Origin of the sequence: Phreatobacter sp., assembly GCF_051860605.1 — a bacterium.
In the GTDB taxonomy this organism is placed as follows: domain Bacteria; phylum Pseudomonadota; class Alphaproteobacteria; order Rhizobiales; family Phreatobacteraceae; genus Phreatobacter.
The window spans coordinates 221,669-246,757 of record NZ_JBHYDR010000002.1; the positions used below are offsets into that span (position 1 = coordinate 221,669).

General features: G+C 67.4%; 25 protein-coding genes. 19 read left to right on the forward strand and 6 right to left on the reverse strand.

All coding sequences use genetic code 11. The features are described from left to right. Positions 1-171: 171 nt before the first annotated feature. From ACTIFS_RS03890 to ACTIFS_RS03950, 13 genes are all read left to right on the forward strand, one after another. Positions 172-1,362, forward strand: a complete 1,191-nt coding sequence (locus ACTIFS_RS03890) for an acyl-CoA dehydrogenase family protein (RefSeq protein ID WP_439572728.1) — start codon at positions 172-174, stop codon at positions 1,360-1,362. Between the two features lie 7 nt (positions 1,363-1,369). Then, positions 1,370-2,506, forward strand: a complete 1,137-nt coding sequence (locus ACTIFS_RS03895; RefSeq protein WP_439572729.1) for an acyl-CoA dehydrogenase family protein — start codon at positions 1,370-1,372, stop codon at positions 2,504-2,506. Positions 2,507-2,557: 51 nt separating this feature from the next. Beyond that, positions 2,558-3,019: a MaoC family dehydratase gene (locus tag ACTIFS_RS03900; protein ID WP_439572730.1), complete on the forward strand. Its 462-nt coding sequence runs from the start codon at positions 2,558-2,560 to the stop codon at positions 3,017-3,019. A gap of 10 nt (positions 3,020-3,029) precedes the next feature. Continuing rightward, positions 3,030-3,959, forward strand: coding sequence for an SDR family NAD(P)-dependent oxidoreductase (locus ACTIFS_RS03905; RefSeq protein ID WP_439572731.1), 930 nt, complete (start codon positions 3,030-3,032; stop codon positions 3,957-3,959). Positions 3,960-3,995: 36 nt separating this feature from the next. After that, positions 3,996-5,186: an acetyl-CoA C-acyltransferase gene (locus tag ACTIFS_RS03910; protein ID WP_439572732.1), complete on the forward strand. Its 1,191-nt coding sequence runs from the start codon at positions 3,996-3,998 to the stop codon at positions 5,184-5,186. Between the two features lie 157 nt (positions 5,187-5,343). Continuing rightward, positions 5,344-6,591, forward strand: coding sequence for a branched-chain amino acid ABC transporter substrate-binding protein (locus ACTIFS_RS03915; protein ID WP_439572733.1), 1,248 nt, complete (start codon positions 5,344-5,346; stop codon positions 6,589-6,591). 70 nt (positions 6,592-6,661) lie between these two features. Continuing rightward, on the forward strand, positions 6,662-7,600 hold the full coding sequence (locus ACTIFS_RS03920) for a branched-chain amino acid ABC transporter permease (protein WP_439572734.1): 939 nt from the start codon (positions 6,662-6,664) through the stop codon (positions 7,598-7,600). Further along, a complete protein-coding gene (locus ACTIFS_RS03925) occupies positions 7,597-8,847 on the forward strand; it encodes a branched-chain amino acid ABC transporter permease (protein ID WP_439572735.1) in 1,251 nt (416 codons plus the stop codon). The genes ACTIFS_RS03920 and ACTIFS_RS03925 overlap by 4 nt, the downstream gene beginning before the upstream one ends. Continuing rightward, on the forward strand, positions 8,844-9,590 hold the full coding sequence (locus ACTIFS_RS03930; RefSeq protein ID WP_439572736.1) for an ABC transporter ATP-binding protein: 747 nt from the start codon (positions 8,844-8,846) through the stop codon (positions 9,588-9,590). Before ACTIFS_RS03925 ends, ACTIFS_RS03930 begins: the two co-directional genes overlap by 4 nt. Then, positions 9,590-10,285 carry an ABC transporter ATP-binding protein gene (locus tag ACTIFS_RS03935; protein WP_439572737.1) on the forward strand — a complete coding sequence of 232 codons (696 nt, stop codon included), beginning with the start codon at positions 9,590-9,592 and terminating at the stop codon, positions 10,283-10,285. The genes ACTIFS_RS03930 and ACTIFS_RS03935 overlap by 1 nt, the downstream gene beginning before the upstream one ends. 194 nt (positions 10,286-10,479) lie before the next feature. Beyond that, positions 10,480-11,502, forward strand: a complete 1,023-nt coding sequence (locus ACTIFS_RS03940; RefSeq protein WP_439572738.1) for a phosphotransferase family protein — start codon at positions 10,480-10,482, stop codon at positions 11,500-11,502. Then, a complete protein-coding gene (locus tag ACTIFS_RS03945; protein ID WP_439572739.1) occupies positions 11,502-12,281 on the forward strand; it encodes an SDR family NAD(P)-dependent oxidoreductase in 780 nt (259 codons plus the stop codon). The genes ACTIFS_RS03940 and ACTIFS_RS03945 overlap by 1 nt, the downstream gene beginning before the upstream one ends. Before the next feature lie 101 nt (positions 12,282-12,382). Beyond that, the gene (locus ACTIFS_RS03950; RefSeq protein ID WP_439572740.1) at positions 12,383-13,129 is read left to right on the forward strand and encodes a sulfite exporter TauE/SafE family protein; all 747 of its coding nucleotides are present in this window, start codon (positions 12,383-12,385) and stop codon (positions 13,127-13,129) included. 3 nt (positions 13,130-13,132) lie between these two features. Here the strand turns inward: ACTIFS_RS03950 and apaG are convergent, their stop codons facing one another. After that, positions 13,133-13,525 (reverse strand): Co2+/Mg2+ efflux protein ApaG, encoded by a 393-nt coding sequence (gene apaG, locus ACTIFS_RS03955; RefSeq protein WP_439573038.1) that lies wholly within the window; start codon positions 13,523-13,525, stop codon positions 13,133-13,135. Between the two features lie 90 nt (positions 13,526-13,615). Between apaG and ACTIFS_RS03960 the strand changes: the two genes are divergently transcribed. Continuing rightward, positions 13,616-14,233: a CDP-alcohol phosphatidyltransferase family protein gene (locus ACTIFS_RS03960; RefSeq protein ID WP_439572741.1), complete on the forward strand. Its 618-nt coding sequence runs from the start codon at positions 13,616-13,618 to the stop codon at positions 14,231-14,233. On the opposite strand, the gene ACTIFS_RS03965 is transcribed toward ACTIFS_RS03960, so the two are convergent. Further along, complete coding sequence (locus tag ACTIFS_RS03965) at positions 14,196-14,567, reverse strand: DUF952 domain-containing protein (RefSeq protein ID WP_439572742.1); 372 nt, start codon at positions 14,565-14,567, stop codon at positions 14,196-14,198. The two genes, ACTIFS_RS03960 and ACTIFS_RS03965, sit on opposite strands and share 38 nt — an antisense overlap. A 178-nt stretch (positions 14,568-14,745) precedes the next feature. On the opposite strand from ACTIFS_RS03965, the gene ACTIFS_RS03970 reads away from it, so the two are divergent. Next, the gene (locus ACTIFS_RS03970) at positions 14,746-15,372 is read left to right on the forward strand and encodes a S24 family peptidase (protein WP_439572743.1); all 627 of its coding nucleotides are present in this window, start codon (positions 14,746-14,748) and stop codon (positions 15,370-15,372) included. A 9-nt stretch (positions 15,373-15,381) separates the two neighbouring features. Here the strand turns inward: ACTIFS_RS03970 and ACTIFS_RS03975 are convergent, their stop codons facing one another. Then, positions 15,382-16,899, reverse strand: coding sequence for a hypothetical protein (locus ACTIFS_RS03975; RefSeq protein WP_439572744.1), 1,518 nt, complete (start codon positions 16,897-16,899; stop codon positions 15,382-15,384). 247 nt (positions 16,900-17,146) lie between these two features. On the opposite strand from ACTIFS_RS03975, the gene ACTIFS_RS03980 reads away from it, so the two are divergent. Further along, positions 17,147-18,532: a class II 3-deoxy-7-phosphoheptulonate synthase gene (locus ACTIFS_RS03980; RefSeq protein WP_439572745.1), complete on the forward strand. Its 1,386-nt coding sequence runs from the start codon at positions 17,147-17,149 to the stop codon at positions 18,530-18,532. A 77-nt stretch (positions 18,533-18,609) separates the two neighbouring features. Here the strand turns inward: ACTIFS_RS03980 and ACTIFS_RS03985 are convergent, their stop codons facing one another. Then, complete coding sequence (locus ACTIFS_RS03985; protein ID WP_439572746.1) at positions 18,610-19,479, reverse strand: outer membrane protein; 870 nt, start codon at positions 19,477-19,479, stop codon at positions 18,610-18,612. 236 nt (positions 19,480-19,715) lie between these two features. Between ACTIFS_RS03985 and ACTIFS_RS03990 the strand changes: the two genes are divergently transcribed. The 3 genes from ACTIFS_RS03990 to ACTIFS_RS04000 all read left to right on the forward strand — a co-directional run bounded on the left by ACTIFS_RS03990 (position 19,716) and on the right by ACTIFS_RS04000 (position 22,868). Beyond that, positions 19,716-21,455: an NAD+ synthase gene (locus ACTIFS_RS03990; protein ID WP_439573039.1), complete on the forward strand. Its 1,740-nt coding sequence runs from the start codon at positions 19,716-19,718 to the stop codon at positions 21,453-21,455. A gap of 95 nt (positions 21,456-21,550) precedes the next feature. After that, the gene (gene rpiA / locus ACTIFS_RS03995; protein WP_439572747.1) at positions 21,551-22,258 is read left to right on the forward strand and encodes a ribose-5-phosphate isomerase RpiA; all 708 of its coding nucleotides are present in this window, start codon (positions 21,551-21,553) and stop codon (positions 22,256-22,258) included. A gap of 49 nt (positions 22,259-22,307) precedes the next feature. Beyond that, positions 22,308-22,868: a DUF2059 domain-containing protein gene (locus tag ACTIFS_RS04000; protein ID WP_439572748.1), complete on the forward strand. Its 561-nt coding sequence runs from the start codon at positions 22,308-22,310 to the stop codon at positions 22,866-22,868. A gap of 293 nt (positions 22,869-23,161) precedes the next feature. Here ACTIFS_RS04000 and ACTIFS_RS04005 read toward each other — a convergent pair whose 3' ends face one another. Together ACTIFS_RS04005 and ACTIFS_RS04010 are read right to left on the reverse strand one after the other, a co-directional pair. Further along, the gene (locus tag ACTIFS_RS04005; protein WP_439572749.1) at positions 23,162-23,575 is read right to left on the reverse strand and encodes a hypothetical protein; all 414 of its coding nucleotides are present in this window, start codon (positions 23,573-23,575) and stop codon (positions 23,162-23,164) included. Between the two features lie 7 nt (positions 23,576-23,582). Next, positions 23,583-25,088 (reverse strand): tripartite tricarboxylate transporter permease, encoded by a 1,506-nt coding sequence (locus ACTIFS_RS04010; RefSeq protein ID WP_439572750.1) that lies wholly within the window; start codon positions 25,086-25,088, stop codon positions 23,583-23,585. Position 25,089 lies beyond the last annotated feature (1 nt).

Sequence of the window (25,089 nt, forward strand, 5' to 3'; positions counted from 1 at the left end):
GGCCTTCCGGCATCTGCCGGATGGCGGAGCGACAAATGCGCGTCCGACCGCCTTCAGGCCCTCGACAAGCGTCGGCCCGCGGACATACCCTTGAGTATGTCTCTGCCACAGCGGAGGCGTCAACGATGGAAACGGCACATCCCCGGCCGATCGGGGAGCGGGAGGAGACGGATGGACGCGCTGGACAGCTTCCGGCTCGAGACCCGCGCCTGGCTCGAGGCCAATTGCCCGCCCGAGATGCGAACGCCCGTGCGGGGCGACGAGGACATCTGCTGGGGTGGCCGCAACTGGACCTTCCAGTCCGAGGCCCAGAAGCTCTGGATGGAGCGCATGGCGTCCCGCGGCTGGACCGTGCCGCGCTGGCCGAAAGCCTATGGCGGCGGCGGGCTCTCCCACGAGGAAGCCAAGGTGCTGAAGGAGGAGATGGCGCGCATCAGGGCCCGTTCTCCGCTCGAAAGCTTCGGCATCTGGATGCTCGGCCCGGCGCTCTTGGCCTTCGGTTCGGAGGAACAGAAGCTGGAGCACCTGCCGCGCATCGCCCGCGGCGAGATCCGCTGGTGCCAGGGCTATTCCGAGCCCAATGCCGGGTCTGACCTGGCCTCGCTCCAGACCCGCGCCGAGGATGCCGGCGACCATTTCCTCGTGACCGGCTCGAAGATCTGGACGAGCTATGCCGACCGGGCCGACATGATCTTCTGCCTGGTGCGGACGGATGTCGCCGCGCCCAAGCATCTCGGCATCTCGTTCATTCTGTTCGACATGACCTGGCCGGGCGTCTCCACGAAGCCGATCCAGCTCATCTCCGGCAAGTCGCCCTTCTGCGAGACCTTCTTCGACGGCGTGAAGGTGCCGAAAGCCAATCTGGTCGGCACGCTCAACCGCGGCTGGGACATCGCCAAATATCTGCTCACCCACGAGCGCGAGATGATCGGCGGCGGCGGTGGCGGCCTGCTCGGCGGGCGGTCACCGGGTCAGATCGCGGCCGGCGAACTTGGGCTCGATGCCACCGGCCGGCTCGACCATGCCATGCTGCGGGTGGACGCAGCCCGCGCGGAGGTGGATGCGCTGGCCTTCGCGGCAACCATGGCGCGCTACAAGGACGAGGCAGCCTCCGGCAACAAGGGCGTCGGCGACCGGTCGGCCGTGCTCAAATATTACGGCACCGAGCTGAACAAGCGCCGCTACGAACTGATGATGCGCGCAGCCGGCACATCCGCGCTCGAATGGGAGGGCGCGCGCTCCAACGACGGCGAACGGCCGCGCGCCTGGCTGCGCACCAAGGCCAATTCCATCGAGGGCGGGACGAGCGAGGTGATGCTCGACATCATCGCCAAGCGCCTCCTCCAGCTTCCTTCCGCGTGAGCGTGCCATGCTGGTTCTGAACCACGATCAGGTGATGCTGCAGGATGCCGCGCGCGGCTTCGTCACCGACAGGGCGCCGGTCGCGGCGCTCAGGACGATCCGGGACGAGAAGATCGCGGACGGTTTCGACCGTGATCTCTGGCGCCAGATGGCCGATATGGGCTGGACCGGCATCCTCGTGCCCGAGGACCAGGGAGGGCTTGGTTTCGGCTTCGTCGGGGCAGGGGTCATCTGCGAGGAAATTGGCCGCACGCTGACGGCCTCGCCGTTCCTGTCGACCGCCATGATGGCCGCCACCGCCCTGTCGCGCGCGGGCACGCCCGCGCAGCAGGAGCGCTGGCTGCCGGCCATCGTTGCCGGCGAGGCGGTGATCGCCACGGCCATCGACGAGGGCCGCAAGCACGACCCGGCGAAGACTGCGCTGAAGGCCGAGCGGTCCGGCAACGGCTTTCGCCTGACCGGCATCAAGACCTATGTCGTGGACGGCCAGGCCGCCGACGCGCTGATCGTCGCCGCGCGCACGGCGGGTGCGCCCGGAGAGACCGAGGGGATCAGCCTGTTCCTGGTGGATCCGAAAGCCAGGGGTCTGGCCAGCGAGCGGCTTGTCACGCTCGACTCGCGGGGGGCCGCCGAACTGACCTTCGATGGCGTGCAGGTCACGGCCGATGACGTCATCGGCGAGGTCGATGCCGGCCACGGCCTGGTCGAGGTCGTGCTGGCTGCCGGCCGCGCGGGCCTTGCCGCCGAGCTCTCCGGCAATGCGCAGGAGAGCTTCGCCCGAACCGTCGCCTATCTCAGGGAGCGCAAGCAGTTCGGCCGCACGATCGGCGCCTTCCAGGCCCTCCAGCATCGCGCGGCGCATCTGTTCTGCGAGGTCGAACTGGCCCGCTCGGCGGTGCTCTCGGCGCTGCAGGCGCTTGACGCCGACGCCGACAAGGCGTCGCTCGCCGTCTCGGTTGCCAAGGCCAAGGCGGCTCAGGTCGCACGCCTTGCCAGCCAGGAGGCGATCCAGATGCACGGCGGCATCGGCATGACCGACGCCATCGACATCGGCCTGTTCATGAAGCGCATGCAGGTGGCATCCGAGCTCTATGGCGATGCCGATTTCCATACCGACCGGGTCGCGCTGGCGCGCGGCTTCTGACGGGTTCGTGACGACCGGGCATGTGGCGCCTGTGACAGGGGAGACCAGACGATGGCGAAAGAGGTCAGCATCGAGGCCCTCAAGGGCATGGTGGGCCAGGAGATCGGCTTGTCGAAATGGTTCGAGATCAGCCAGGCCGACATCAATGCCTTCGCGGATCTGACCCATGACCACCAGTTCATTCACGTCGATCCGGACAAGGCGAAGCTGACGCCGTTCGGCGGCACCATCGCCCACGGCTTCTTCACCGTCTCGATGCTGTCGGCCTTTGCCATCGACGCCCTGCCGGCCGTCGAGAAGCGCACGATGGGCGTCAATTACGGCTTCGACCGGCTGCGCATGATGTCGCCGGTCAAATCGGGCGCGAAGGTGCGGGGCCGCTTTGTCCTGAAGGCACTGGACTCCAAGTCGCCGCAGCAGCATCAGCTGACCTACAGCGTCACGGTCGAGATCGAGGGCGGCGACAAGCCGGCCATGGTCGCCGACTGGGTGACACTCGCCTTCACAGCCTGAGGTTTCGTCCATGACCATTCGTTTCGACGGCCGTGTCGCCATCGTCACCGGAGCCGGCAACGGCCTCGGCCGCTGCCATGCGCTGGGGCTTGCCGCGCGCGGCGCCAAGGTGGTGATCGTCGATTTCGGCGGTGCCCGCGATGGCACCGGCGGCTCGTCCGACGCCGCCCGCAAGGTGGTCGAGGAGATCAGGGCGGCCGGCGGCGAGGCCATGGCCCATGGCGCCAATGTCGCCGATTACGGCCAGGTTCAGGACATGGTGAAGGCCACCATGGACGCCTGGGGCCGTGTCGACATCCTCGTCAACAATGCCGGCATCCTCCGCGACAAGACCTTCACCAAGATGGAGCTTGCCGATTTCGAAGCGGTGGTCGATGTGCACCTGATGGGCACCGTCAACTGCACCAAGGCGGTGTGGGACATCATGCGTGCGCAGAATTACGGCCGCATCGTCTTCACCTCGTCCTCCTCCGGCCTGTACGGCAATTTCGGCCAGTCCAACTACGGTGCCGCCAAGGCCGCCATGGTCGGCCTGATGAACGTGCTGCATCTGGAGGGCGCCAAGAACGACATCCGCGTCAACACGCTGGCCCCGACAGCGGCGACCCGCATGACCGAGGACCTGATGTCCGCGGAGGCGCTTGCGCTCCTGACCCCGGAATCGATCACCCCCGGCGTGCTGTTCCTCGTCAGCGACAAGGCTCCCTCGCGCACCATCCTGTGCGCCGGCGCCGGTGCCTTCGCCCGCACCATCATCTACGAGACCGACGGCATCTGGCTGGACGAGGCCGAGCGCACGCCGGAGACGATCGCCGCGCGTTTCGACGACATCTCGAATGCCGACGGGCAGAAGGCGCTCCAGGGCGCGTTCGAGCAGACCACGAAATTCGCCATGAAGGCCGCGACCGCGAAGGGCGTCACCCTTCCGCCGCGCGGCTGAGTTAGACCATTCCGGGACCACGTCAGGAGACAAGCCATGCGTGAAGCCGTCATCGTGTCCACAGCCCGCACGGGCCTTGCCAAGTCCTTCCGCGGCGCCCTCAACAACACCCATGGCGCGGCCATGGGCGGCCACGCCACGAAGCATGCCATCGAACGCGCCGGCATCGACCCGGCCGAAGTCGAGGACGTGATCGTCGGCTGCGCCAATCCGGAAGGGGCGACCGGCGGCAATATCGCCCGCCAGATCGCGCTGTCGGCCGGCTGCCCGGTGACCGTCTCGGGCGTCACCGTCAATCGCTTCTGCTCCTCGGGCCTGCAGACGATCGCCACCGCCGCGCAGCGCGTCCTCGCCGGAGAGGGCGACATCTTCGCGGCCGGCGGCGTGGAATCGATCTCGCTGGTCCAGAACACGATGAACCGGTCGAACTACCAGGACCCCTGGCTGAAGGAGCACAAGCCGGACATCTACCTGTCCATGCTGCAGACCGCGGAGAATGTCGCCAAGCGCTACAATATCTCGCGGCAGCTGCAGGACGAGTACGGCGTGGAGAGCCAGCGCCGCGCGGCGGCTGCCCGTCAGGGCCGCAAGTTCGACGACGAGATCGTGCCGTTCACCACCGCGATGACCAAGTTCGAGATGAACGACAAGAAGGAGGTCGTGCGCACCTGGCAGGAGGAGGTGACCCTCGCCGAGGACGAGGGCATCCGCGCCGACACGACCTATGAGGGCGTCTCCAAGATCCGCCCGGCGCTCGAGGGTGGCGTGGTTGCCGCCGGCAATGCCAGCCAGTTTTCCGACGGCGCCTCCATGGCCATCGTCATGGATTCAAAGCTGGCCGAACAGCGCAATCTCAAGCCGCTCGGCATCTTCCGGGGCTTTGCCGTGGCCGGCTGCGAGCCCGACGAAATGGGCATCGGCCCGGTCTTCGCCGTGCCGAAGCTGCTGAAGCGCGCCGGTCTCAAGGTCGAGGACATCGACCTCTGGGAGCTCAATGAGGCCTTCGCGGTGCAGGTGATCTATTCGCGCGACACGCTCGGCATTCCCAACGACAGGCTGAACGTCAATGGCGGCGCCATTGCCGTTGGCCACCCCTACGGCGTCTCCGGCGCCCGCCTCGTCGGCCACGCGCTGATCGAGGGCAAGCGCCGCGGCGCGAAGCACGTGGTGGTGACCATGTGCATCGGGGGAGGTATGGGCGCTGCGGGGTTGTTCGAGGTCGCCTGACCTGTTTGACTCCGAGGACTGGCGGCCGCGCATGGGCGGCCGCCGTCCCAATTCGACGAGAGCCGCAACAAATGCGGCCGGATCGACCCTCAGGAAACACCGCGGCTGAGGCCGCAGATGGCGCTCCGCAAAGCGGCGCCTATCGAAGGAGATGAGAATGACCAAGCTCAATCGCCGTCAGGTGGTCGGCTCCGGCCTTGCTGCCGCAGCACTTTCCACGATGCCCGTCCGCGCGCAGGCCGGGCCCGTCCGCATGGCCTTCATCGACCCGCTGTCGGGCTTCATGGCGCCCGTCGGTGACGGCGGCCTGAAGCAGTTCCAGTTCGAGGCTGATCGCATCAACGCGGCCGGTGGCGTTGCCGGCGGGCGCAAGCTCGAAGTCATCGGCATGGACAACAAGCTCAATCCGCAGGAGTCGATCGTCCAGCTCGAGAAGGCGATCGACCAGGGCGTGCGCTACATCGCCCAGGGCAATGGCTCCTCGGTCGCCTCGGCGCTTGTCGACGCCATCGAGCGGCACAATGCGCGCAATCCCCGCCAGACCGTGATGTACCTGAACTACGCGGCCGTCGATCCGATCTTCACCAACGACAAGTGCTCGTTCTGGCACTTCCGGTTCGACGCCGATGCCGACATGAAGCTGTCGGCGATGACCGACTACATCAAGGGTCTTCAGGACATCAAGAAGATCTACATCATCGGCCAGGACTATTCGTTCGGCAAAGCCGTGTCGGAATCCTCGGTCCGCATGCTGAAGGAGAAGCGTCCCGACATCGAGATCGTCGGCAACGAGCTTCATCCCCTCGCCCGCGTGCGCGACTTCTCGCCCTACATCACCAAGATGCGCGCATCCGGTGCCCAGGCCGTCATCACCGGCAACTGGGGCAATGACATGCAGCTGCTCATCAAGGCGTCGTCGGATGCGGGCTTCAACGTGCCCTACTTCACCTTCTACGGCGGCGGTCTCGGCGCCGTCGGCGGCATGGGCCGCTCGGCGGTCGGGCTCGTGCGCCAGGTGACCGAGTGGCATTCCAACATCCCGGACATCGGGATGGACGACATCGTGCGCGCGTTCAAGGCGAAGCACCGCGACCTCGACTACTACTACTATCGCGTCAAGGTGATGTTCGACATGCTCGCCAAGTCCATGAACGACACCAAGTCGATCGACGTGCGCGAAGTGGCGCTGGCCCTCGAAGGGTCGGAGATGAAGATCGAGACCGGCATGGCCACCATGCGCAAGGACAACCACCAGCTGATCCAGCCGCTCTACATCTCGACGCTTGCCGAAAACGTGAAGTTCGACGTGGACAATACCGGTCTCGGCTTCCGGACGGATGTCCGCATCGACGGACCGGCGACGGCCATGGCGACCACCTGCCAGATGCGCCGCCCGACGACCTGAGGACAGTCCCTGCGGCGGGCCCGATGGGGTCCGCCGCAGTTCCTTCTGCCGCGTCCGGAGGTTTTCCCGCATGGAGACGATCGTCTTCTCCACGCTCAATGGCTTGTTGTACGGCCTGCTGCTGTTCATGCTGGCGAGCGGACTGACCCTCATCTTCTCGATGATGGGAGTGCTCAATTTCGCCCATGCGAGCTTCTACATGCTCGGCGCCTACCTGGCCTACACGGTTGGCGCGGTCACGGGCTTCTGGCTGGCGATGATCCTGGCACCGCTGCTGGTCGGCCTTCTCGGCGCGGCGGTCGAGCGCTTCGGCCTTCGGCACGTCCATCGCAACGGCCATGTCGCGGAACTCTTGTTCACCTTCGGTCTCGCCTATCTCATCGAGGAGATCGTGAAGCTGGTCTGGGGCAAGAATCCGCTGCCCTACACGCCGCCCGCGATCCTCCAGCAGCCGCTCTTCACCCTCTGGGGAACGCACTATCCGGCGCTGCGCATCTTCATGATGGCGGTCGCCATCGGCATGTTCATCGCGTTGTGGCTGCTCCTCAAGCGCACGCGCGTCGGCCTCATCGTGCAGGCCTCCCTGACCCATCCCCACATGGTCGGCCATCTCGGCCACAACGTGCCGCTGGTGTTCATGGGCGTCTTCGCGGTCGGCTGCGCCATGGCCGGTCTTGCCGGCGTCGTCGGAGGCGCACTCCTCGTCACCGATCCCGCGATGGCGCTGACGCTCGGCCCCATCGTGTTCGTCGTCGTCGTCGTCGGTGGCATGGGATCGCTGGGAGGCGCCTTCATCGCCTCGCTCATGATCGGCCTCATCCAGACCTTTGCGGTTGCGGTTGACGCCTCGCTCTCGGACTTCCTGGCGCGCATCGGCATCGCGCTCTCCAACCGGTCGGACCTCGGGCGTGTCACACTGGCGCAGATCGCACCGATGCTGCCGTTCCTGATCCTCGTGCTGGTCCTGATCTTCCGGCCCCGCGGCCTTATGGGAGCGCGCGAAGGATGACCAACACATCCGCGTTGCGGGCGCTCGCCATCTGGGTCGGTTTCGCGATCCTGCTGGCCGTCCTTCCGATGATCTTCGCGTCCAGGCCCTCGATCACGCTGATGAACATCATCGGCACCTGGGTGGTCTTCGCGCTCGCCTACAACATGCTGCTCGGCCAGTCCGGCATGCTCTCGTTCGGCCATGCCGTCTATTTCGGACTGGGCGGATATGCGGCCATCCACATGATGGCTGCCATCAAGACCCAGGGCCTCGGCATCCCCGTCGCAGCCCTGCCGCTGGTCGGTTTCATGGCCGGTATGGCGGCCGGGTCGGTCATCGGCTGGTTTTCCTGCCGGCGATCGGGCACGGCCTTCGCCATGATCTCGCTCGGGGTGGGCGAACTGATCGCGGCCTCCGGCCTCATGTTCGTGTCGGTCTTCGGCGGCGAGGAGGGCATTTCCGGAGATCGTGCGGCAGGACCCGAACTGTTCGGCTTTTCCCTCGGCCCGCAGATCAACGTCTACTACTTCATCGCCTCCTGGATGTTCATCTCGGTCCTGGCGATGTGGGCCTTCACGCGCACACCGCTCGGCCGGCTGGCCAATGCCGTGCGCGACAATCCCGACCGCGTAGCCTTCGTCGGCTATGATCCGCAGCGCGTGCGCTATCTCGTTTTCCTGATTTCCGGCGGTTTCGCGGGCCTTGCCGGCGCGCTGTCGGCCATCAATTTCGAGATCATCACGCCCGAGAAGCTGGGCGCCCTCAATTCCGGCGCGGTGCTGCTCATGGCCTATATCGGCGGCGTCACCGTCTTCTACGGCCCCATCATCGGCGCCGTGCTGATCTCGATCATGCAGTCCATGCTTTCGGACTACACCAAGGTCTGGCAGCTCTATCTCGGCCTGATGTTCGTTGTCATCGTGATGTTCGCCCCCCATGGAATCGGGGGCATCGTCCACCAGGCTCTCGGCGTCGTCCGGCGCGGGGAGCTTGCCGAGAAGCTGCCGGGCTGGATCATGGGCACGGCGGGCGCGCTCGTCGCCTTCTGCGGCACCGTCATGGTGATCGAGATGGCCTACCGGGTCCGCGAGGGCGGCGATCCCCTGATGATGTTCGGCAGGGAAATCGACCAGTCATCGCCGCTGAGCTGGCTGCTTGCCTTCGTCATCGTGGCCGCGGGCATCGCCATTTTGGTCATCGCGGTTCGCTGGCGCCGGCGCGGCACGCTCGGCGCAGCCCTGCGCTTCCGGGAGTCCGCACCATGAGCGCCCTGGTCCTCACCAATGTCGTCAAGAACTTCGGCCCGGCGGAAATCATCCGCGACGTGTCCATGGACATTCCGGAGGGCGAGCGCCACGCCATCATCGGGCCGAACGGGGCCGGCAAGTCGACCCTGTTCAACCTGATCTCGGGGGCGTTTCCGCCGACCTCCGGCGAGATTCTCGTCAATGGCCACAAGGCCGGTGGCGTGCCGCCGTTCGAGATCAACCGGCGCGGCCTGTCGCGCTCGTTCCAGGTGACCAACATCTTCCACAACATGAGCGTCTACGAGAACGTGCGCTGCGCGACACTCTGGGCGCTCGGTCACCGCTACGTGTTCTGGCGGTTCATCGGCGGCATGAAGGATGTCGAGCAGCGCACCGAGGAGATCCTCGACCTGATCGGGTTGTCGGCGGTGCGCGAGACGCCGGCCGGCCTCCTGTCCTATGCCGACCAGCGCGCGCTGGAAATCGGCGTGACAATCGCGGGCGGGGCGAAGGTCATCCTCCTCGACGAGCCCACGGCCGGCATGAGCCACCACGAGACCGAGCGTGCCGTTGCCCTCATCCGCAAGGTCACCGAGGGGAGGACGCTGGTCATCGTCGAACATGACATGAGCGTGGTCTTCGGGCTGGCCGACCGCATCTCCGTGCTGGTCTACGGCCAGATCATCGCCTGCGGCACGCCGGACGAGATCCGCGCCGACCGGAAGGTCAAGGAAGCCTATCTCGGCGAGGAGGCCGCGTGATGCTCGAGGTCTCCGGTCTCAACGCCTATTACGGCAAGAGCCACATCCTGCAGGGGGTCGACATCCACGTCGATGCCGGCGAGGTGGTTAGCCTGATCGGCCGCAACGGGGTGGGGCGGTCGACCACGGTCAAGGCGATCATGGGCGAGGTGCCGCCGGTCGGCACGATCCGCTTCAAGGGCCGCGACATCGCCGGCCTGCCGAGCCACCGCATCGCCCGCCTCGGCATCGGCTATGTGCCCGAGCACCGCGACATCTTCCCGGCTCTCACCGTCCGGCAGAACCTGATGCTGGGCATGAAGGATGCCAAGAAGGAGGGGCGCTGGACCATCCAGCGCTCGCTCGAGATGTTCCCCAATCTGGCCGCGCGCGCCGACGCGCCCGCCGGTGTCCTGTCCGGCGGGGAAAAGCAGATGCTGACCATGTGCCGGACCATGATGGGCGACCCGGAACTCGTCATGATCGACGAGCCGACGGAAGGGCTCGCCCCGCTGATCGTCCGGCAGGTCGGGGCCCTCATCTCGGAAATCGCGCGGCTTGGCGTCGCCATCCTGCTGGTCGAGCAGAAGCTGTCCATCGCGCTCGACATCTCGCACCGCGTCTATGTCATGGGCCATGGCCGCATCGTCTTCGAGGGCACGCCCGCCGAGTTGAAGGCCAACGAGGCCGTGCGGAAGGAATGGCTGGAGGTGTGATCGGTTCGCAGGGGTCGGCCCGTCCCCCGGGCTGCCTTGTCATCCGATCTGCCCACCGCCAGTCAGGGAAGCCGCTCCGCCGTCTGTCTGACGGGACGCGGGCTTGCTGCTCATGGCAGACTGCCTCCCCACGCGAGCCGCCGCCCCACGCACCCGGAGTTGAACCCTTGGCCTTGCCTGCTGCGACTTCCGCCATGAACATCGACGAAGCGGCGCTGGGCGCCTATCTCGAAGCGCATTGGCCCGGCTTCAAGGGGCCTGTCAGCGCCGAGAAATTCGCCGGCGGGCAGTCCAATCCGACCTTCATGCTGACCCATGCCGGCGGCAAGGCCGTGCTGCGCAAGAAGCCGCCCGGCCAGCTTCTGAAGTCGGCCCATGCCGTCGACCGCGAATATCGGGTCATGAAGGCGCTGGGCGGCACCGACGTGCCGGTACCGCGGATGTACGTGCTGTGCGAGGACGACGCCGTGATCGGCACGGCCTTCTATGTCATGGAATGGGTGGATGGCCGGATCATCTGGGACCCGGCGATCCCGGAGGTCGACAACGACCACCGCAGTGCCATCTACGACGGCATGAACGCCGCGCTGGCCGCCCTGCATGCCGTCGATCCGGCACAGGTCGGCCTCGCCGATTTCGGACGGCCCGGCAATTATTTCGCCCGCCAGCTCACCCGCTGGACGGAGCAGTATCGCGCCTCCGAGACCGAGGCCATCGCCGATATCGACCGGGTGATCGCGTGGCTCGACCAGAACCTGCCGCCCGATGACGGCCGCGCCTCGCTGGTCCATGGCGACTACCGCATCGACAACATGATCTTCGCCCATGACGCGCCGCGCCTGCTGGCCATCCTCGACTGGGAGCTCTCCACCATCGGCCACCCCTTCGCCGATATCGCCTATCAGTGCATGCACTGGCGCCTTCCCCATGCGGGTTCCTTCAGAGGACTTGCCGGGGTCGATCGTCGGGCCCTGGGCATCCCGACGGAAGAGGACTACGTGGCCCGCTACTGCGAGCGCGCGGGTCTTTCCGGCATTCCCAACTGGGACTTCTGCCTTGCCTTCTCGCTGTTCCGCATGGCGGCGATCCTGCAGGGCGTGCTCAAGCGCGCGCTCTCCGGCAATGCCTCCAATCCGCAGCGGGCCCTGCAGGTGCGCGACAACATCCCGGTGCTGGCCCGCATGGCGGCCGACGTGATCGACGGAAAGGCTGCCTGATGACCGGTTCCAGCCGCTTCGAGGGCAAGGTGGTCCTCATCACCGGCGCGGCCTCGGGCTTCGGCCGGCGCGCCGCCGAGCGCTTCGCCGCCGAGGGCGCAAGCCTTGTCCTCGGCGACATTCGCGCGGACGGCCTCGACGACACCGTGCGGCGTGTCGAGGCAGCCGGCGGCCGGGCGGTCTCCCGCGTGACCGATGTCTCGAAGGCCCATGCCGTCGATGCCCTGGTGGCGGCCGGAACCAACACGTTCGGCCGGCTCGACATCGCGCTGAACAATGCCGGCGTTGCCCATGGCACCGTGAAGCTGCAGGCGACCGACGAGGCGCTGATGCGCCTCATGTTCGACGTCAATGTCATGGGCGTGTTCTTCGGCATGAAGGCCCAGATTCCCGTCATGGAGCGGCAGGGCGGCGGCGTCATCCTCAACACCGCGTCGGTTGCCGGTCTCGTCGGTGCGCCGCTGCTTGCCGCCTATGCGGCGGCCAAGCATGCCGTCGTCGGGCTCACCCGCACGGCCGCCGCCGAGACCGCGCGCAAGGGCATCCGCATCAATGCCATCTGCCCGGCCTTCGCCGAGACCCCCATGCTGACCGAATCGCTGCTCAGCACGGACCGGTCGCAGGAAGAGATGCTCGGTCGGCTCGTGCAGACCATGCCGATGCGGCGTCCGGGGACCGCCGACGAGATCGTGCAGGCAATGCTGTGGATCTGCTCGCCCGAGAACTCGTTCATGACCGGGCAGGCCATCGCGGTGGATGGCGGCCTGACCGCAATCTGATCCGCCCGCCAGCGGCATGGCCGCCGTGGCGCGCGGCTTCCTGTGTCGCAGCAGGATGAGTTAGTCTGAGCCCCGACCGGCAACCCGGGAGGGCAGGCGGCGTGTCGATGGAGTTCGCGCTTCTGGTGGCGGTCGGCTTCTTCGCCCAGCTGGTCGATGGCGCCCTGGGCATGGCCTTCGGTCTGATCGCAACCACCGTCATGCTGTCCATGGGCCTGCCTCCGGCGCAGGCCAGTGCGGCCACCCACACCGCAGAGGTGGCCACGACGGGTGCCTCCGGTCTCTCGCACCTCTATTTTCGCAACATCGACCCGAAGCTGTTCCTGACGCTGGGTGTGGCCGGCGTGGCCGGCGGGGTGCTCGGCGCCTATATCCTCTCCAATGTCGACGGCCGGGCCATCCGACCGTTCATCGCCGCCTACCTGCTCATTGTCGGCCTGCTCATCCTCTTGAAGGCATTCCGGCTCAGTCCGACCAGCGAGGACGCAAGGCCCGGCCAGGCCGCTCCGCTGGGCCTCGTCGGGGGCTTCCTCGATGCCATCGGCGGCGGTGGCTGGGGCCCGATCGTCACCTCCACCCTGATCGGCTCCGGCCACGCCCCGCGCCGGGTCATCGGTTCGGTCAATGCCGCCGAATTCTTCGTCACGGTGGCGATCGCCACCGCCTTCTTCATCGAACTCGGCCTCGCCCATCTGGAATATATCGCCGCGCTGGTGATCGGCGGGGTGCTGGCGGCTCCCCTCGGCGGCTATCTCGTCAGGCACATCGCCGCGCACCGGTTGATGGCGCTGGTCGGGCTGCTGGTCTCGACGCTCGCCGTCATCCAGCTGGCCCGCGCCCTTGGCTGAGCCTCAGTTGACGGACCGGCGTCCGTGGGGGCTGTCGAGCGAGAAGGCCGGAATGGCTGCCTGGAAGGCCTCGTTGCGCTCGGTGACCATCACATAATGCCCGACCATGATGCCGGTCGGCGTCGTCAGCGGGCAGCCGGACGTATAGGTGTAGGCCGCGCCCGGCTCGATGATCGGCTGCTCGCCGACCACGCCGGCCCCGCGCACCTCCTGGACCTGGCCGTTCTCGTCCGTGATGTGCCAGTAGCGGGTGCGCAATTGCACCGTGTCCGGCGACAGGTTCACGATCTCGACGCGATAGGCCCAGAAAAACTGGTTGTCCTCGGGATCGGACCTTTCCGGCATGAACTGGGGCTGGACCGTGATCTGGATACCCCGGGTGATGGCGCGATACATGGCGAGCCCCTTGAAGCCGGGCCTCATGGCCCCGCCGACGCCCCGTGACAGGCTCGCCAAGCGGCGGCACCCTGTCAACAGGAGACCCCCATGATCGACACCCGGTTGCGCGAGATGATCGACCCCCTGCTGAACCCGCTCGGGGCAGCCCTGGCACGCCGGGGCGTGGCGGCCGACCATGTCACGCTGCTCGGGCTTGCGCTTGGCATCGGTGCGGGTGTTGCGGCGGCGTTCGGAGCCTTCCTCACCGCGCTGCTTCTGATCCTTGCCAACCGCCTGTGCGATGGTCTCGACGGCGCGATCGCCAAGACGGCCGGTCGGACTGAAGCCGGCGGCTTCCTCGACATCACCTGCGACTTCGTCTTCTACGGCGCCGTTCCGCTGGGTTTTGCCCTGCATGAGCCGGAGCTCTATGGCCTGCCGGCAGCGGCGCTGCTGTTTTCCTTCTACGTCAACGGCTCGGCCTTCCTCGCCTATGCAACGCTCGCCGCGCGGCATCCGGGCATTGGCGAGACACCCGAGGCCAAGTCGTTCCACTACATGTGGGGCCTCGCCGAGGGCGCGGAAACCATCCTGTTCTTTGCCGTCGTGACGCTGATGCCGCTGCTGTTTCCGACCCTTGCAGTGATCTTCGCCATCGGCTGCCTCATCTCGGGCGCAGCACGCATCGTCACCGGCTATCGCGCGGCGCGGGCGCTCGATCTGTGAGGTCCGGGAAGCGATGGCGGCCCTCGGCGTCCAGCGGCAGCGGATGGACCTGAACGACGGCCGCCAGCGGCAGATCGGCATAGAGATGGGGAAACAGCGCGCCGCCGCGCGATGGCTCCCATTTCAGCGCCGGGCCGAGCGCTTCCGGATCGACCGCGACCAGCACCAGATCCGTCTGGCCGGCGAAGTGTTTCGCGGCGGTCTCGCGCACCTGCGCCGCCGTGGAGAAATGGATGTAGCCGTCGGCGAGATCGACGGGCGCGCCGGCGAATCGGCCGGCACGCTTGGCTTCCTCCCAGGCGGCGCGGGATGAAATCTTGAAGATGAGCGTCATGGAAATCCCCGTTCCAGCCCCCGTTTCGCTCCCGGGAGCTGCCTTGTACTGCTGCCGCGGCATTGACAGATGGGTCGCAGGTAAATAGTCTCACCGATAGATAAAGTTCCTTGGAAGCGACGGCAAGGCCGCAAACGGGCACTTTCCGGCTCGTCGTGCTGTCGTCGGGAGACCCACCATGTTTTCCCATAATGACATCTGGATCGCCATCGATCGGCTCGCCGAGTCGCAGGGCCTGTCGACATCGGGCCTGGCCCGACGCTCCGGCCTCGATGCGACGACCTTCAACAAGTCCAAGCGCGTGATGCTGGATGGCCGCGAGCGCTGGCCGTCCACGGAGTCCATCGCCAAGGTGCTGCACGCCACCGGCACGACCTTCGGCGATTTCGTCGCTCTGGTCGGAGGAGCCAAGATGAAGTCGCGACCGCTGCCCCTGCTCGGCTTCGCCCAGGCCGGCGCCGGCGGCTATTTCGACGCCAGCGGCTATCCGGCGGGCACCGGCTGGGACGAGGTCTCGTTCCCGGACCTCCAGGACGAGGCGCTCTATGCGCTGGAGATCCAGGGTGATTCTATGCTGCCGGTCTATCGCGACGGCGACCGCATCGTGGTCTCGCCCTCCGCGCCCGTGCGCCGCGGCGACCGCGTCGTGGTGCAGACGACGGAGGGCGAGATCATGGCCAAGGAACTGAAGCGGCAGACCAACCGGACCGTCGATCTGACCTCGCTGAATGCCGACCATGCCGATCGGTCGCTGCCGGTCGGCGATGTGGCATGGATGGCCCGCATCATGTGGGTCAGCCAGTAGCGGCGCCCGTCAGCGCGCCGCACGCTCCCACATGTTGCGGGCGACCTGCACGAAGGCGGTGGAGCGAAGCCCGGCATCCTTCATGGCATCAGCAACCTTCGTCATCAGCGCCGGATCCCCCGAGGCGATGGCGATGTCCAGCATGATCGCCCATTCGTCGTCCGCCGGTTCCTCGCCCTTGTTGCCGGCGGCGATCTCGCGCATCCGTGCGGCCAGGCGCTCCACCCGCGCGATATAGTCCTTGCCGCCCTGCGAGGTGATGCGGGCCGCCAGGGCATCGGCGACCTCCTTCGGGCCGCGGCCGACAACCGCCCGCCAAAGCGTCTCGAACACGATGCCGATGCGCTCCTGGTCGAAGGTGACGCGGTTCAGCTCCTCGATCCGCCCGAGGGCGATGAAGGTCTCGCGCGCCTCGTCCACCGCGCCGCGTGCCACCAGCATCTCGATGGCGGTGTCGGTGATGGCGCCGCGAACCGGGCCCGTCGCCTCCGCCGCCTGTGCCACCGCCACCAGCTGCGCGGCCGGCAGGGTGCGCATCGGGCCGATATCCTCGTCGATCGCGACGGTTTCCTCCGGCGGCAGCTTCAGCACCGGTCCGAGGGCGCGAAGCCAGTCGGCACGGCCCTCGCGCATCAGGACGCGCAGCAGGCGGGATGCCGATTCCGCGTCGGCCGGGGTCGTGAAAGGCGCGCGCAGGGCGAGTGCGGAGCGGAAGCCGTCAAGGTTCCTGGCCGCCACGGCGCCGCGAAGCACCATGTCCCAGCTTTCGCGGCGGGCGGTGTCGCGATCATCGAACGGCGCGGGCTGTCCCTCCCGTGCGCCGCGGGCCCATTCGTCGATGGACCGCGCAATGGCCGCATCGCCGCGCGCGCCCGCGCGCAGGGCCTGCGCCAGCCGCCGGCTGTACCGGTCCTTGATCGCATTCTCGGCGGCATCGGCGTGTTCGGGCGCGCGCGCAAGCGCCAGCTCGAGGATCTCGATCCTCAGGTCGTCGCGGCTGTCGGTCTCCACCAGCCGGTCGATGCGGCTCAGCGCATCGGCGATCCGCCCGGCGCGGGCCTCGTCGAGAATCAGCACCGAGGGTTCGGAAATCCCGTCCGGCTGGGCCTTGTCGAGGCCGAGTTCGCGATAGGCGCCGGCAAAATCGCCCTTGCGGGCCAGATGCTCGGCCCGGACCGGGATGATCCGCTCCTTCAGCCCGTCGACGGTGGCGACCCTTGCCCAGGCCTCGTAGCGCTGCATCCAGCGCTCACGCGCGGCCGGATCCGGGTCGTTCTGCAGGAAGGCCTCGAAGGCGGCGGTGCCGGCCCAGCCCTCCGGCTCCTCGCGCGCGGCGCCAAGCGCGAGTTCCGCGACGCAGGCCGGCGTCGGCGCCGCAAGGCAGGCCTGCCGGTCGACGTCGACCTCGATGGCATGGGGTGCCGACGGGGCGGGCGCAGGGGCGGGCGCCTGCGCCGCCAATGGCGCGGCCGCGGCACAGGTCAGAATCAGGACCGAAGACAGGATCTTGAGCCGGACGGACATCATGACGGGCCTCGATTGCAGCGCCTCTGGCGAAACCGGGTACAGGAGCCCCGCGGCGAAGGCAACGCGCAGTTCCGTGACGGTGTCGCCGACCGGCCGATGCCGGCCTGGCACGGTTTTTCTCGCCCGCCATGCAGCGAGCGTGTATAAGCCGCGATCTTCCTGCCGGAGACCTTCGGCGGGGGTTTTTTCGCGTTCCCGGGTGGCCGATGCCGCCGTGTCGGGGGCGCCCTATCGAAGGGGAAGGACCATGGGCGAGCGTTGGAGCCCGTCGAGCTGGCGGTCGAAACCGATCCTGCAGGTGCCGGTCTACAAGGACACGGCAGCGCTTGCGGACGTCGAGAAGCGCCTTTCGGGCTTTCCGCCGCTCGTTTTTGCGGGCGAGGCGCGCAACCTGAAGAAGGCCCTCGCGAAAGTCGCAAGAGGCGAGGCCTTCCTGCTGCAGGGCGGCGACTGTGCCGAAAGCTTCTTCGAGCACGGCGCCGACAACATCCGCGACTTCTTCCGCGCCTTCCTGCAGATGGCCGTGGTCATGACCTATGCCGGCGGCATGCCGGTGGTGAAGGTCGGCCGCGTTGCCGGACAGTTCGCCAAGCCCCGCTCGGCCGATACCGAGACCATCGACGGCGTGACGCTGCCCTCCTACCGGGGCGACATCATCAACGACATCGCCTTCACGCCGGAATCACGCGAACCGGATCCGGCGCGTCAGGCCATGGCCTACCGCCAGTCGGCGGCGACGCTGAACCTTCTGCGCGCCTTCGCCTATGGCGGCTACGCCAATCTCGACAATGCCATGAAGTGGATGCTCGGCTTCGTGAAGGACACGCCGGCCAACGACAAGTACCGGCATCTGGCCGAGCGCATCGAGGAGGCGCTCGACTTCATGCGCGCCTGCGGCATCGACCCCGAGGCCCATCCCGAAATGCGCACCACCGAGCTCTATACGAGCCACGAGGCGCTGCTGCTCGGCTATGAGGAGGCACTGACCCGCGTCGATTCCACCTCCGGCGACTGGTACGCCACCTCCGGCCACATGCTGTGGATCGGCGACCGCACCCGCCAGCCGGATCATGCCCATGTCGAGTATTTCCGCGGCATCCGGAACCCGATCGCCTTCAAGTGCGGGCCGAGCCTGGATGCCGACGGCCTGCTGAAGCTGCTGGACGCGCTGAACCCGGAGGACCGTGCCGGCCGCATCACGCTGATCTGCCGTTTCGGTGCCGACAAGGTCGACAAGCACCTGCCCGCCCTCATCCGCGCCGTCCAGCGCGAGGGGCGCACGGTGGTCTGGTCCTGCGATCCCATGCACGGCAACACGATCAAGGCCGGCAATGGCTACAAGACCCGCCCGTTCGACCTGGTCATGGGCGAGATCGAGCGGTTCTTCGCCCTCCATGAGGCCGAGGGCACCTATGCCGGCGGCATCCACCTGGAGATGACCGGCAAGAACGTCACCGAATGCACCGGCGGGCGGGCGGCGATCACCGACATGGACCTGTCAGACCGCTATCACACGCATTGCGACCCGCGTCTGAATGCCGAGCAGGCGCTGGAGGTGTCGTTCAAGGTGGCCGAGATGCTCAAGCGCCAGCGGCTGCGGCGCGGTCCGGTCGTCCGCGAGGCGGCCGAATAGGCTGGTGGCCAGTCAGCACGGAAGAAGGCCTGCGAGGGATCTCCTCGCAGGCCTTTTTTGATGAAGGGGACAAGCGTTCAGTATTTCACGGCGACGGCGCCGCGCACCGTGTGGAGCGTCAGCGGCACCCCGCCCATGCTGGGCACCCGGATGTACTGATATTCGGCGCGCAGGAAGATGTTGTCGGTCAGCATGGCGTCGAGGCCGGCGCCCATGGCAAGGCCCGCACCGACCACGCCGTTTGCCTGCCGGGTCTGCGAGACGAGCTGCGTGTACGGCTGGGTCCAGTCGACGCCGTCGGCATTGTTGGTGTCGATGCGCGAGTAGCCGGCCGTATAGGTGACGCTGGTATTGCCGCGCACAAGGGCAAGGCCCGCCGTTACATAGGGCAGGAACCGGCCATAGGCCCAGCCGGCGCGCATGCGGGCGGTGAAGATGTCGGAGACCGAGGCAGAGACAGTCGCGCTCTGGTTGAAGGAATCGGTGAAGCCCTGGCCGGAATCGTAGAGCACGGCATAGGGCTGGGCCCAGTTGCGCGTGCCGCCTCCGCCGCGCGCCACGCGGCTGTAGTCGAACTCGAAGCCGATCACGGCATCGTCGAACTGGGCGTTGTAGCCGGCGAAAAGGCCGAACAGGACGGGGCTCGCCCGGATCGGGTCGATGGTGATGAAGTCGGGTGCCGGCGTGCCGCCATTCGGCGGGTTGAGATAGGTGAGGCCGGTCAGCAGGCGCTCGGCCTCGCGCCGGGCCATGGACTGGGCATCGAGGTTCAGGCTGCCGATCCCGCCGTGGACACCCGCATAGAACCCGCCCCAGTTTGCCGCCGGCGCCTCATAGCCGGGCAGCGAGCCTCTGAGCGACATGTCGGCGGCACCGGCGCCGCCAGAGATGACCAGGGCGAGGGCCAACGCCCCCAGACCCGCAGCCGCCTTCGATCGATTTGCCATGCCGGCCTCCAATGCCAGGCCCGATCCGCAGGGGCCGGGCTGCTTCGGAACCATTCATGAAACATCAAGGTTACTGCGCGGTTAAGGACGCGCTGAAGCAAGTCGCTGGAGTGGAAGGGTTTTTTACCATCTGTTGACGAAGGTTAACGCTGTCTTGCCGCGAACCGTGCGCAGGTCCGGACGCATCGCATCTGCCCCGCGTTGAGAACGGCCCGATGCCACGCTACATGTCGTTCATGAGCCAGCCGCCCGCCTCCCTCCGCATCGCCGTTGCCCAGCTCAATCCCGTGATGGGAGACGTCGCCGGCAACCTCGCACTGGCCCGCGCCGCACGGTCGGACGCGGCGGTTGCGGGCGCCGATCTCGTCGTCTTCTCGGAGCTGTTCATCTCCGGCTATCCGCCCGAGGACCTCGTCCTGAAGCCGGCCTTCCAAGCGGCCTGCCGGCAGGCGACGGAGGCGCTTGCGCGGGAGACGGCGGATGGCGGCCCGGCCCTGCTGGTGACCACGCCCTGGGCGGAGGACGGCAAGGTCTACAACGCGGTCGCCTATTGCGACGGCGGCCTGATCCAGGCCGTGCGCTTCAAGGTCGACCTGCCCAATTATTCGGTGTTCGACGAGAAGCGCGTCTTCGCTCCCGGCCCGTTGCCGGGCCCGGTCAATGTCCGGGGCGTGCGCATCGGCGTGCCGATCTGCGAGGACATCTGGGGCGAGGAAGTGGTCGAGACGCTGACCGAGACCGGCGCCGAGCTCTTCATCGTCCCCAACGGCTCGCCCTACCGCGAAAGCGTCTATGACGAGCGGATGAGCGCCATCGTGGCTCGCGTCACCGAGAGCGGGCGGCCGATGCTCTACGTGAACCAGGTCGGCGGGCAGGACGAACTGGTGTTCGACGGCGCCTCGCTGGCGGTCAATGTCGATCGCACGCTCGCCATGCAGCTTCCCGCCTTCGCCGGCCAGATCGCCATCGTGGAGGCGGTCAGGCAGGCCGGAACCTGGCGCCTGTCGGGCCCGATCCATGGGCACGAAACGGGCGACGAGGCGAACTACACCGCCTGCGTGCTCGGCCTGCGGGACTATGTCGAGAAGAATCGCTTCCCCGGCGTGGTGCTCGGCCTGTCCGGCGGCATCGATTCCGCGCTCTGTGCCGCCATGGCGGTGGATGCGCTGGGTCCCGACCGGGTGCATTGCGTGATGCTGCCGTACCGCTTCACCTCCGAGGATTCGCTGAAAGATGCCCATGCCTGCGCGCGTGCGCTCGGCGTGCGCTACGACATCGTGCCGATCGCCAGCGCAGTGGAGGGGCTCGAGGCGGCACTGGCGCCGCTGTTCCGCGGCACGAACCGCGACATCACCGAGGAGAACCTGCAGAGCCGGGCGCGCGGGACGATCCTCATGTCGATCTCGAACAAGTTCGGCGCCATGGTCGTGACCACCGGCAACAAGAGCGAGATGTCGGTCGGCTATGCCACGATCTATGGCGACATGAATGGCGGCTACAATCCGGTGAAGGACCTCTACAAGACCGAGGTGTTTCGCCTGTCCGCGCTGCGCAACCGCTGGAAGCCGGCCGGCGCGCAGGGGCCCGACGGCGAGGTCATCCCGACCAACATCATCGTCAAGCCGCCGACGGCCGAACTGCGCGAGAACCAGACCGACCAGGATTCCCTGCCCGCCTACGAGGTGCTCGACGCCATCCTCGAGCGGCTGGTCGAGCGGGAGGCACCGGTCGCTGCCATCGTTGCCGAGGGCTACGACCTCGACACCGTGAAGAAGGTGGAGCGGCTGCTGGCCATTGCCGAATACAAGCGCCGCCAGGCCGCGCCGGGCGTGAAGGTCACGGCGCGCAATTTCGGCCGCGACCGTCGCTATCCGATCGTCAACCGCTTCCGCGACCTTGGCGAGCCCTTGCCGGCCCCGGACATGGCCCTGGTGAGCCCGAACGCGCGCCCGCGGCTGGACGTGGTGGATTTCTGATCCGGCAGACCGCCGGTTGTCCGGGTCCGGGCGTTTCGGGCTGGACCTGCGAGCGGCCGCGGGCTATCGGGCGCCGATCGCATCTGGAACCGCTCATGACCGACGCCGAAGCCCTCAAGCGCGACGCAGCTGCCAAGGCCCTGACCTTCGTCGAGGACGGCATGCGCCTCGGCCTCGGCACCGGCTCCACGGCGAAGCATTTCGTTGACCTGCTGGCCGATAAGGTGCGCGCCGGCATGACGGTCGTCGGCGTGCCGACCTCGGAGGCGACGCGCCGGCAGGCCGAAAGCCTCGGCGTTCCGCTCACCACGCTCGACGAGACGCCGGAACTGGACCTCACCATCGATGGCGCCGACGAGATCGACCCGGCGCTGAACCTCATCAAGGGCGGCGGCGGGGCGCTGCTGCGCGAGAAGATCGTGGCGGCAGCCTCCGCGCGCATGATCGTCATCGCCGATGCCTCCAAGCAGGTCGATGCGCTCGGCCGCTTCCCGCTGCCCATCGAGGTCAACAGCTTCGGCCTCGGAGCCACCCGCAGGGCGGTCGAGAGGGTGCTGGAGAGGGCCGGATGTGCCGGACCCCTCCAGATCCGCAAGATGGCGGACGGCCATGTTTTCGTCACGGACGGCGGTCACATGATCCTCGACGCGGCCTGTGGCCGGATTCCCGATCCGGCGGCGCTTGCGGCCCAACTTCATGCCGTGCCCGGTGTCGTGGAGCACGGCCTGTTCATCGGTCTGGCGACTTTCGCGATCATCGCTTCCCCTGGAGGCGCAGAGGTCGTAGGACGTGTCGGACAGTGAGGCGGCGCGCCCGACACCGCCCGCCTTGCCACTTCTGGGAGTGACCCTGATGTTCGTCCGTCCGACTGTCGCCACGCTTGCCCTTGCCCTTGCTGCCTTCGGTGCGGCCGGAACGGCACAGGCCCAGCAGGCGCCGTTGCAGCGCCCCGGCTCGATCGCCCAGGCGCCCGCGCCGCAGGGCGCAGCCCAGCCCCCGGCCGAGCAGGTGGCCCTTGCCCGCCAGGTGGTGGAGCTGTCGGGCGCTTCCGCCTCGTTCGAGAACGTCATTCCGGCCTTCATCGAGCAGGCCAAGGGCCTGTTCCTGCCGACCAACCCGGACCTCGGCCGGCAGTTCAACGAGGTCGGCGATCAGTTGAAGGTCGAGTTTCAGCCGCGCGTGAACGAACTGATCCAGGGCATCGCGGTCGCCTATGCCCAGCGCTTCACGATGGACGAGCTGCGCCGCATCCAGGCCTTCTACCAGTCCCCGGACGGCCAGAAGCTGGTGCGCACCATCCCCTCCATCATGGAGGAGACCTTCGGTCGCTCGCAGCAGTGGAGCCAGGCCGTGACGCGCGACATCGTCGCCCGCTTCCGCGAGGAATTCGCCAAGCGCGGCATCCGCCTCTGATCCGACGCCCGCCAGGCCATACTGCCTGCAACACCGCCGCCCCTCGGGGCGGCGTTTGTCGTTTGGACGGCACGTGTCCAATCGCGAGCCCGAGAAAATTCCATAATTTTAATGATGTAAATCAAGGCATGCCTCTGCGTGAGCGCTAGTGTTCGATCATCAATCCGATACAGGAGGATCGAATGAAGGGCATGAAGACAGCAATTGCGGCTGGCCTTCTTGGCGCTGGTCTGTGGGTGATGCCTGCAACCGCCGGTTCCACGGTGACCATCAACACCGCTGCCACCGGGGCGTCAGTGCCGGTTTCTGTGGCTGATCCCATGGATATGCAGGGCCGCCGGGGCGCCGGCTTCGGTGGTGGCGGGGGCGGCGGTGGCCGCGTCGGTGCCGGCGGTGGCGGACGCATCGGTGCCGGCGGCGGTGGCGGTCGCGGAGGCTTTGGCGGTGGTCGCGGCGGTGGCCGGGGTGGCCGCGGCGGCTTCGGCGGCGGGGGTGCCGGAGCGGTTGGCGCTGCCATCGGCATCCTCGGCGCGGCGATCATCGCATCCGAGGCTGCCCGCGCCAGCGCCCCCCGGGAGTGCTGGTTCGAGCGCCGTCGCGTTCGCGACGACTGGGGCCGCACCATTGGCGTCCGCCGCGTGCGCATCTGCCGCTGAGCCATCTGTCGAAAGCCGAACGGACGCGCCGGTGCCGAACCGGCGCGTCATTCGCGTCTCAGTCCTCGTCGGACTTCATGGTCCAGCCGAGCCGCGACCAGAGCATCGGCCCGAACAGGGCCAGCACGGCGATGACCAGCAGGGTTGCCGAGATCGGGCTGTGCAGCAGCACCATCGGATCACCGTTGTTGATCTGCAGCGCCCGCCTGAGCTGGGTCTCTGCCATCGGCCCGAGGATCATGCCCACCACGACGGGGGCGACCGGATAGTCGAAGCGCCGCATGGCGAAGGCCAAAAGGCCCAGCACCAGAACCAGCGACAGTTCGACCAGCGAACCCTTGGCTGCCAGCACGCCCACGGTGGCGAACATCAGGATGCCGCCATAGAGCCAGGGCCGGGGGATGGACAGCAGCTTCACCCACAGTCCGATCATTGGCAGGTTCAGCACGATGAGCATGGCATTGGCGATGAACAGCGAGGCGATCAGGCCCCAGACGATATCGGCCGAGGTAACGAACAACAGCGGTCCCGGCTGAAGATTGTACTGCTGGAATCCGGCCAGCATGATCGCAGCCGTCGCCGAGGTCGGAATGCCGAGGGTCAGCAGCGGCACCAGGGTGCCTGCCGCCGAGGCATTGTTGGCGGCCTCCGGCCCCGCCACGCCCTCGATCGCACCGTGGCCAAACTCCTCCGGATGCTTCGTCAGGCGCTTCTCGGCCGAATAGGACAGGAAGGTCGGCACCTCGGCACCGCCCGCCGGCAGGGCGCCGATCGGAAAGCCGAAGGCCGTGCCGCGCAGCCACGGCGCCCAGGAGCGCTTCCAGTCCTCCCTGGTCATCCACAGCGAGCCGCGGATCTGCTGCACCTGCCCCTCGCCGAGCGAGGATCGCTGGGAGGCCACCGCCATGGCCTCGCCGACCGCGAACATGGCCACCGCGACCGTCGTGACCTCCAGTCCGTCCAGCAGGTCCGGCACGCCGAAGGCAAGCCGCGCCTGGCCGGTCAGCTTGTCGATGCCGACGAGCCCGAGCGTCAAGCCGATGGCGAGGGAGGTCAGGCCGCGCAGCCGGGACGAGCCGAAGGTGGCCGAGACGGTGATGAAGGCCACCACCATCAGCGCGAAATAGTCCTCCGGGCCGAAGGCGATGGCCATTTCCGCGAGCCATGGCGCGAACAGGGTCAGCAGGGCGGTGGCAATCGTGCCGGCCACGAAGGAGCCGATCGCAGCCGTGGCCAGCGCCGGACCCGCACGGCCCTTGCGGGCCATCTTGTTGCCCTCCATGGCCGTGATGATCGAAGCGCTCTCGCCCGGCGTGTTGAGCAGGATCGATGTGGTCGAGCCGCCATACATGCCGCCGTAATAGATGCCGGCAAACATGATCAGCGAGCCGGCCGGATCCATCTTGAACGTAACCGGCAGCAGCAGCGCCACCGTCATGGCCGGGCCGATGCCCGGCAGCACGCCCACGGCCGTACCCAGCGTCACGCCGATCAGGGCGAAGATGAGGTTGGTCGGCTGGAGGGCGATGGTCAGGCCATTGCCGAGGAGCGCCAGGGTCTCCATG

What these genes read in the sequence shown, in the direction of transcription:
- ACTIFS_RS03915 (WP_439572733.1), top strand. Translation starts at nt 5,344, where the DNA reads ATGACCAAGCTCAATCGCCGTCAGGTGGTCGGCTCCGGCCTTGCTGCC.
- ACTIFS_RS03975 (WP_439572744.1), bottom strand. Translation starts at nt 16,899, where the DNA reads ATGATGTCCGTCCGGCTCAAGATCCTGTCTTCGGTCCTGATTCTGACC.
- ACTIFS_RS03930 (WP_439572736.1), top strand. Translation starts at nt 8,844, where the DNA reads ATGAGCGCCCTGGTCCTCACCAATGTCGTCAAGAACTTCGGCCCGGCG.
- ACTIFS_RS03925 (WP_439572735.1), top strand. Translation starts at nt 7,597, where the DNA reads ATGACCAACACATCCGCGTTGCGGGCGCTCGCCATCTGGGTCGGTTTC.
- ACTIFS_RS03965 (WP_439572742.1), bottom strand. Translation starts at nt 14,567, where the DNA reads ATGACGCTCATCTTCAAGATTTCATCCCGCGCCGCCTGGGAGGAAGCC.
- ACTIFS_RS04000 (WP_439572748.1), top strand. Translation starts at nt 22,308, where the DNA reads ATGTTCGTCCGTCCGACTGTCGCCACGCTTGCCCTTGCCCTTGCTGCC.
- ACTIFS_RS03910 (WP_439572732.1), top strand. Translation starts at nt 3,996, where the DNA reads ATGCGTGAAGCCGTCATCGTGTCCACAGCCCGCACGGGCCTTGCCAAG.
- apaG (WP_439573038.1), bottom strand. Translation starts at nt 13,525, where the DNA reads ATGTATCGCGCCATCACCCGGGGTATCCAGATCACGGTCCAGCCCCAG.
- ACTIFS_RS03890 (WP_439572728.1), top strand. Translation starts at nt 172, where the DNA reads ATGGACGCGCTGGACAGCTTCCGGCTCGAGACCCGCGCCTGGCTCGAG.
- ACTIFS_RS03920 (WP_439572734.1), top strand. Translation starts at nt 6,662, where the DNA reads ATGGAGACGATCGTCTTCTCCACGCTCAATGGCTTGTTGTACGGCCTG.
- ACTIFS_RS03990 (WP_439573039.1), top strand. Translation starts at nt 19,716, where the DNA reads ATGAGCCAGCCGCCCGCCTCCCTCCGCATCGCCGTTGCCCAGCTCAAT.
- ACTIFS_RS04005 (WP_439572749.1), bottom strand. Translation starts at nt 23,575, where the DNA reads ATGACGCGCCGGTTCGGCACCGGCGCGTCCGTTCGGCTTTCGACAGAT.
- ACTIFS_RS03895 (WP_439572729.1), top strand. Translation starts at nt 1,370, where the DNA reads ATGCTGGTTCTGAACCACGATCAGGTGATGCTGCAGGATGCCGCGCGC.
- rpiA (WP_439572747.1), top strand. Translation starts at nt 21,551, where the DNA reads ATGACCGACGCCGAAGCCCTCAAGCGCGACGCAGCTGCCAAGGCCCTG.
- ACTIFS_RS03980 (WP_439572745.1), top strand. Translation starts at nt 17,147, where the DNA reads ATGGGCGAGCGTTGGAGCCCGTCGAGCTGGCGGTCGAAACCGATCCTG.
- ACTIFS_RS03960 (WP_439572741.1), top strand. Translation starts at nt 13,616, where the DNA reads ATGATCGACACCCGGTTGCGCGAGATGATCGACCCCCTGCTGAACCCG.
- ACTIFS_RS03905 (WP_439572731.1), top strand. Translation starts at nt 3,030, where the DNA reads ATGACCATTCGTTTCGACGGCCGTGTCGCCATCGTCACCGGAGCCGGC.
- ACTIFS_RS03985 (WP_439572746.1), bottom strand. Translation starts at nt 19,479, where the DNA reads ATGGCAAATCGATCGAAGGCGGCTGCGGGTCTGGGGGCGTTGGCCCTC.
- ACTIFS_RS03970 (WP_439572743.1), top strand. Translation starts at nt 14,746, where the DNA reads ATGTTTTCCCATAATGACATCTGGATCGCCATCGATCGGCTCGCCGAG.
- ACTIFS_RS03945 (WP_439572739.1), top strand. Translation starts at nt 11,502, where the DNA reads ATGACCGGTTCCAGCCGCTTCGAGGGCAAGGTGGTCCTCATCACCGGC.
- ACTIFS_RS04010 (WP_439572750.1), bottom strand. Translation starts at nt 25,088, where the DNA reads ATGGAGACCCTGGCGCTCCTCGGCAATGGCCTGACCATCGCCCTCCAG.
- ACTIFS_RS03900 (WP_439572730.1), top strand. Translation starts at nt 2,558, where the DNA reads ATGGCGAAAGAGGTCAGCATCGAGGCCCTCAAGGGCATGGTGGGCCAG.
- ACTIFS_RS03940 (WP_439572738.1), top strand. Translation starts at nt 10,480, where the DNA reads ATGAACATCGACGAAGCGGCGCTGGGCGCCTATCTCGAAGCGCATTGG.
- ACTIFS_RS03935 (WP_439572737.1), top strand. Translation starts at nt 9,590, where the DNA reads ATGCTCGAGGTCTCCGGTCTCAACGCCTATTACGGCAAGAGCCACATC.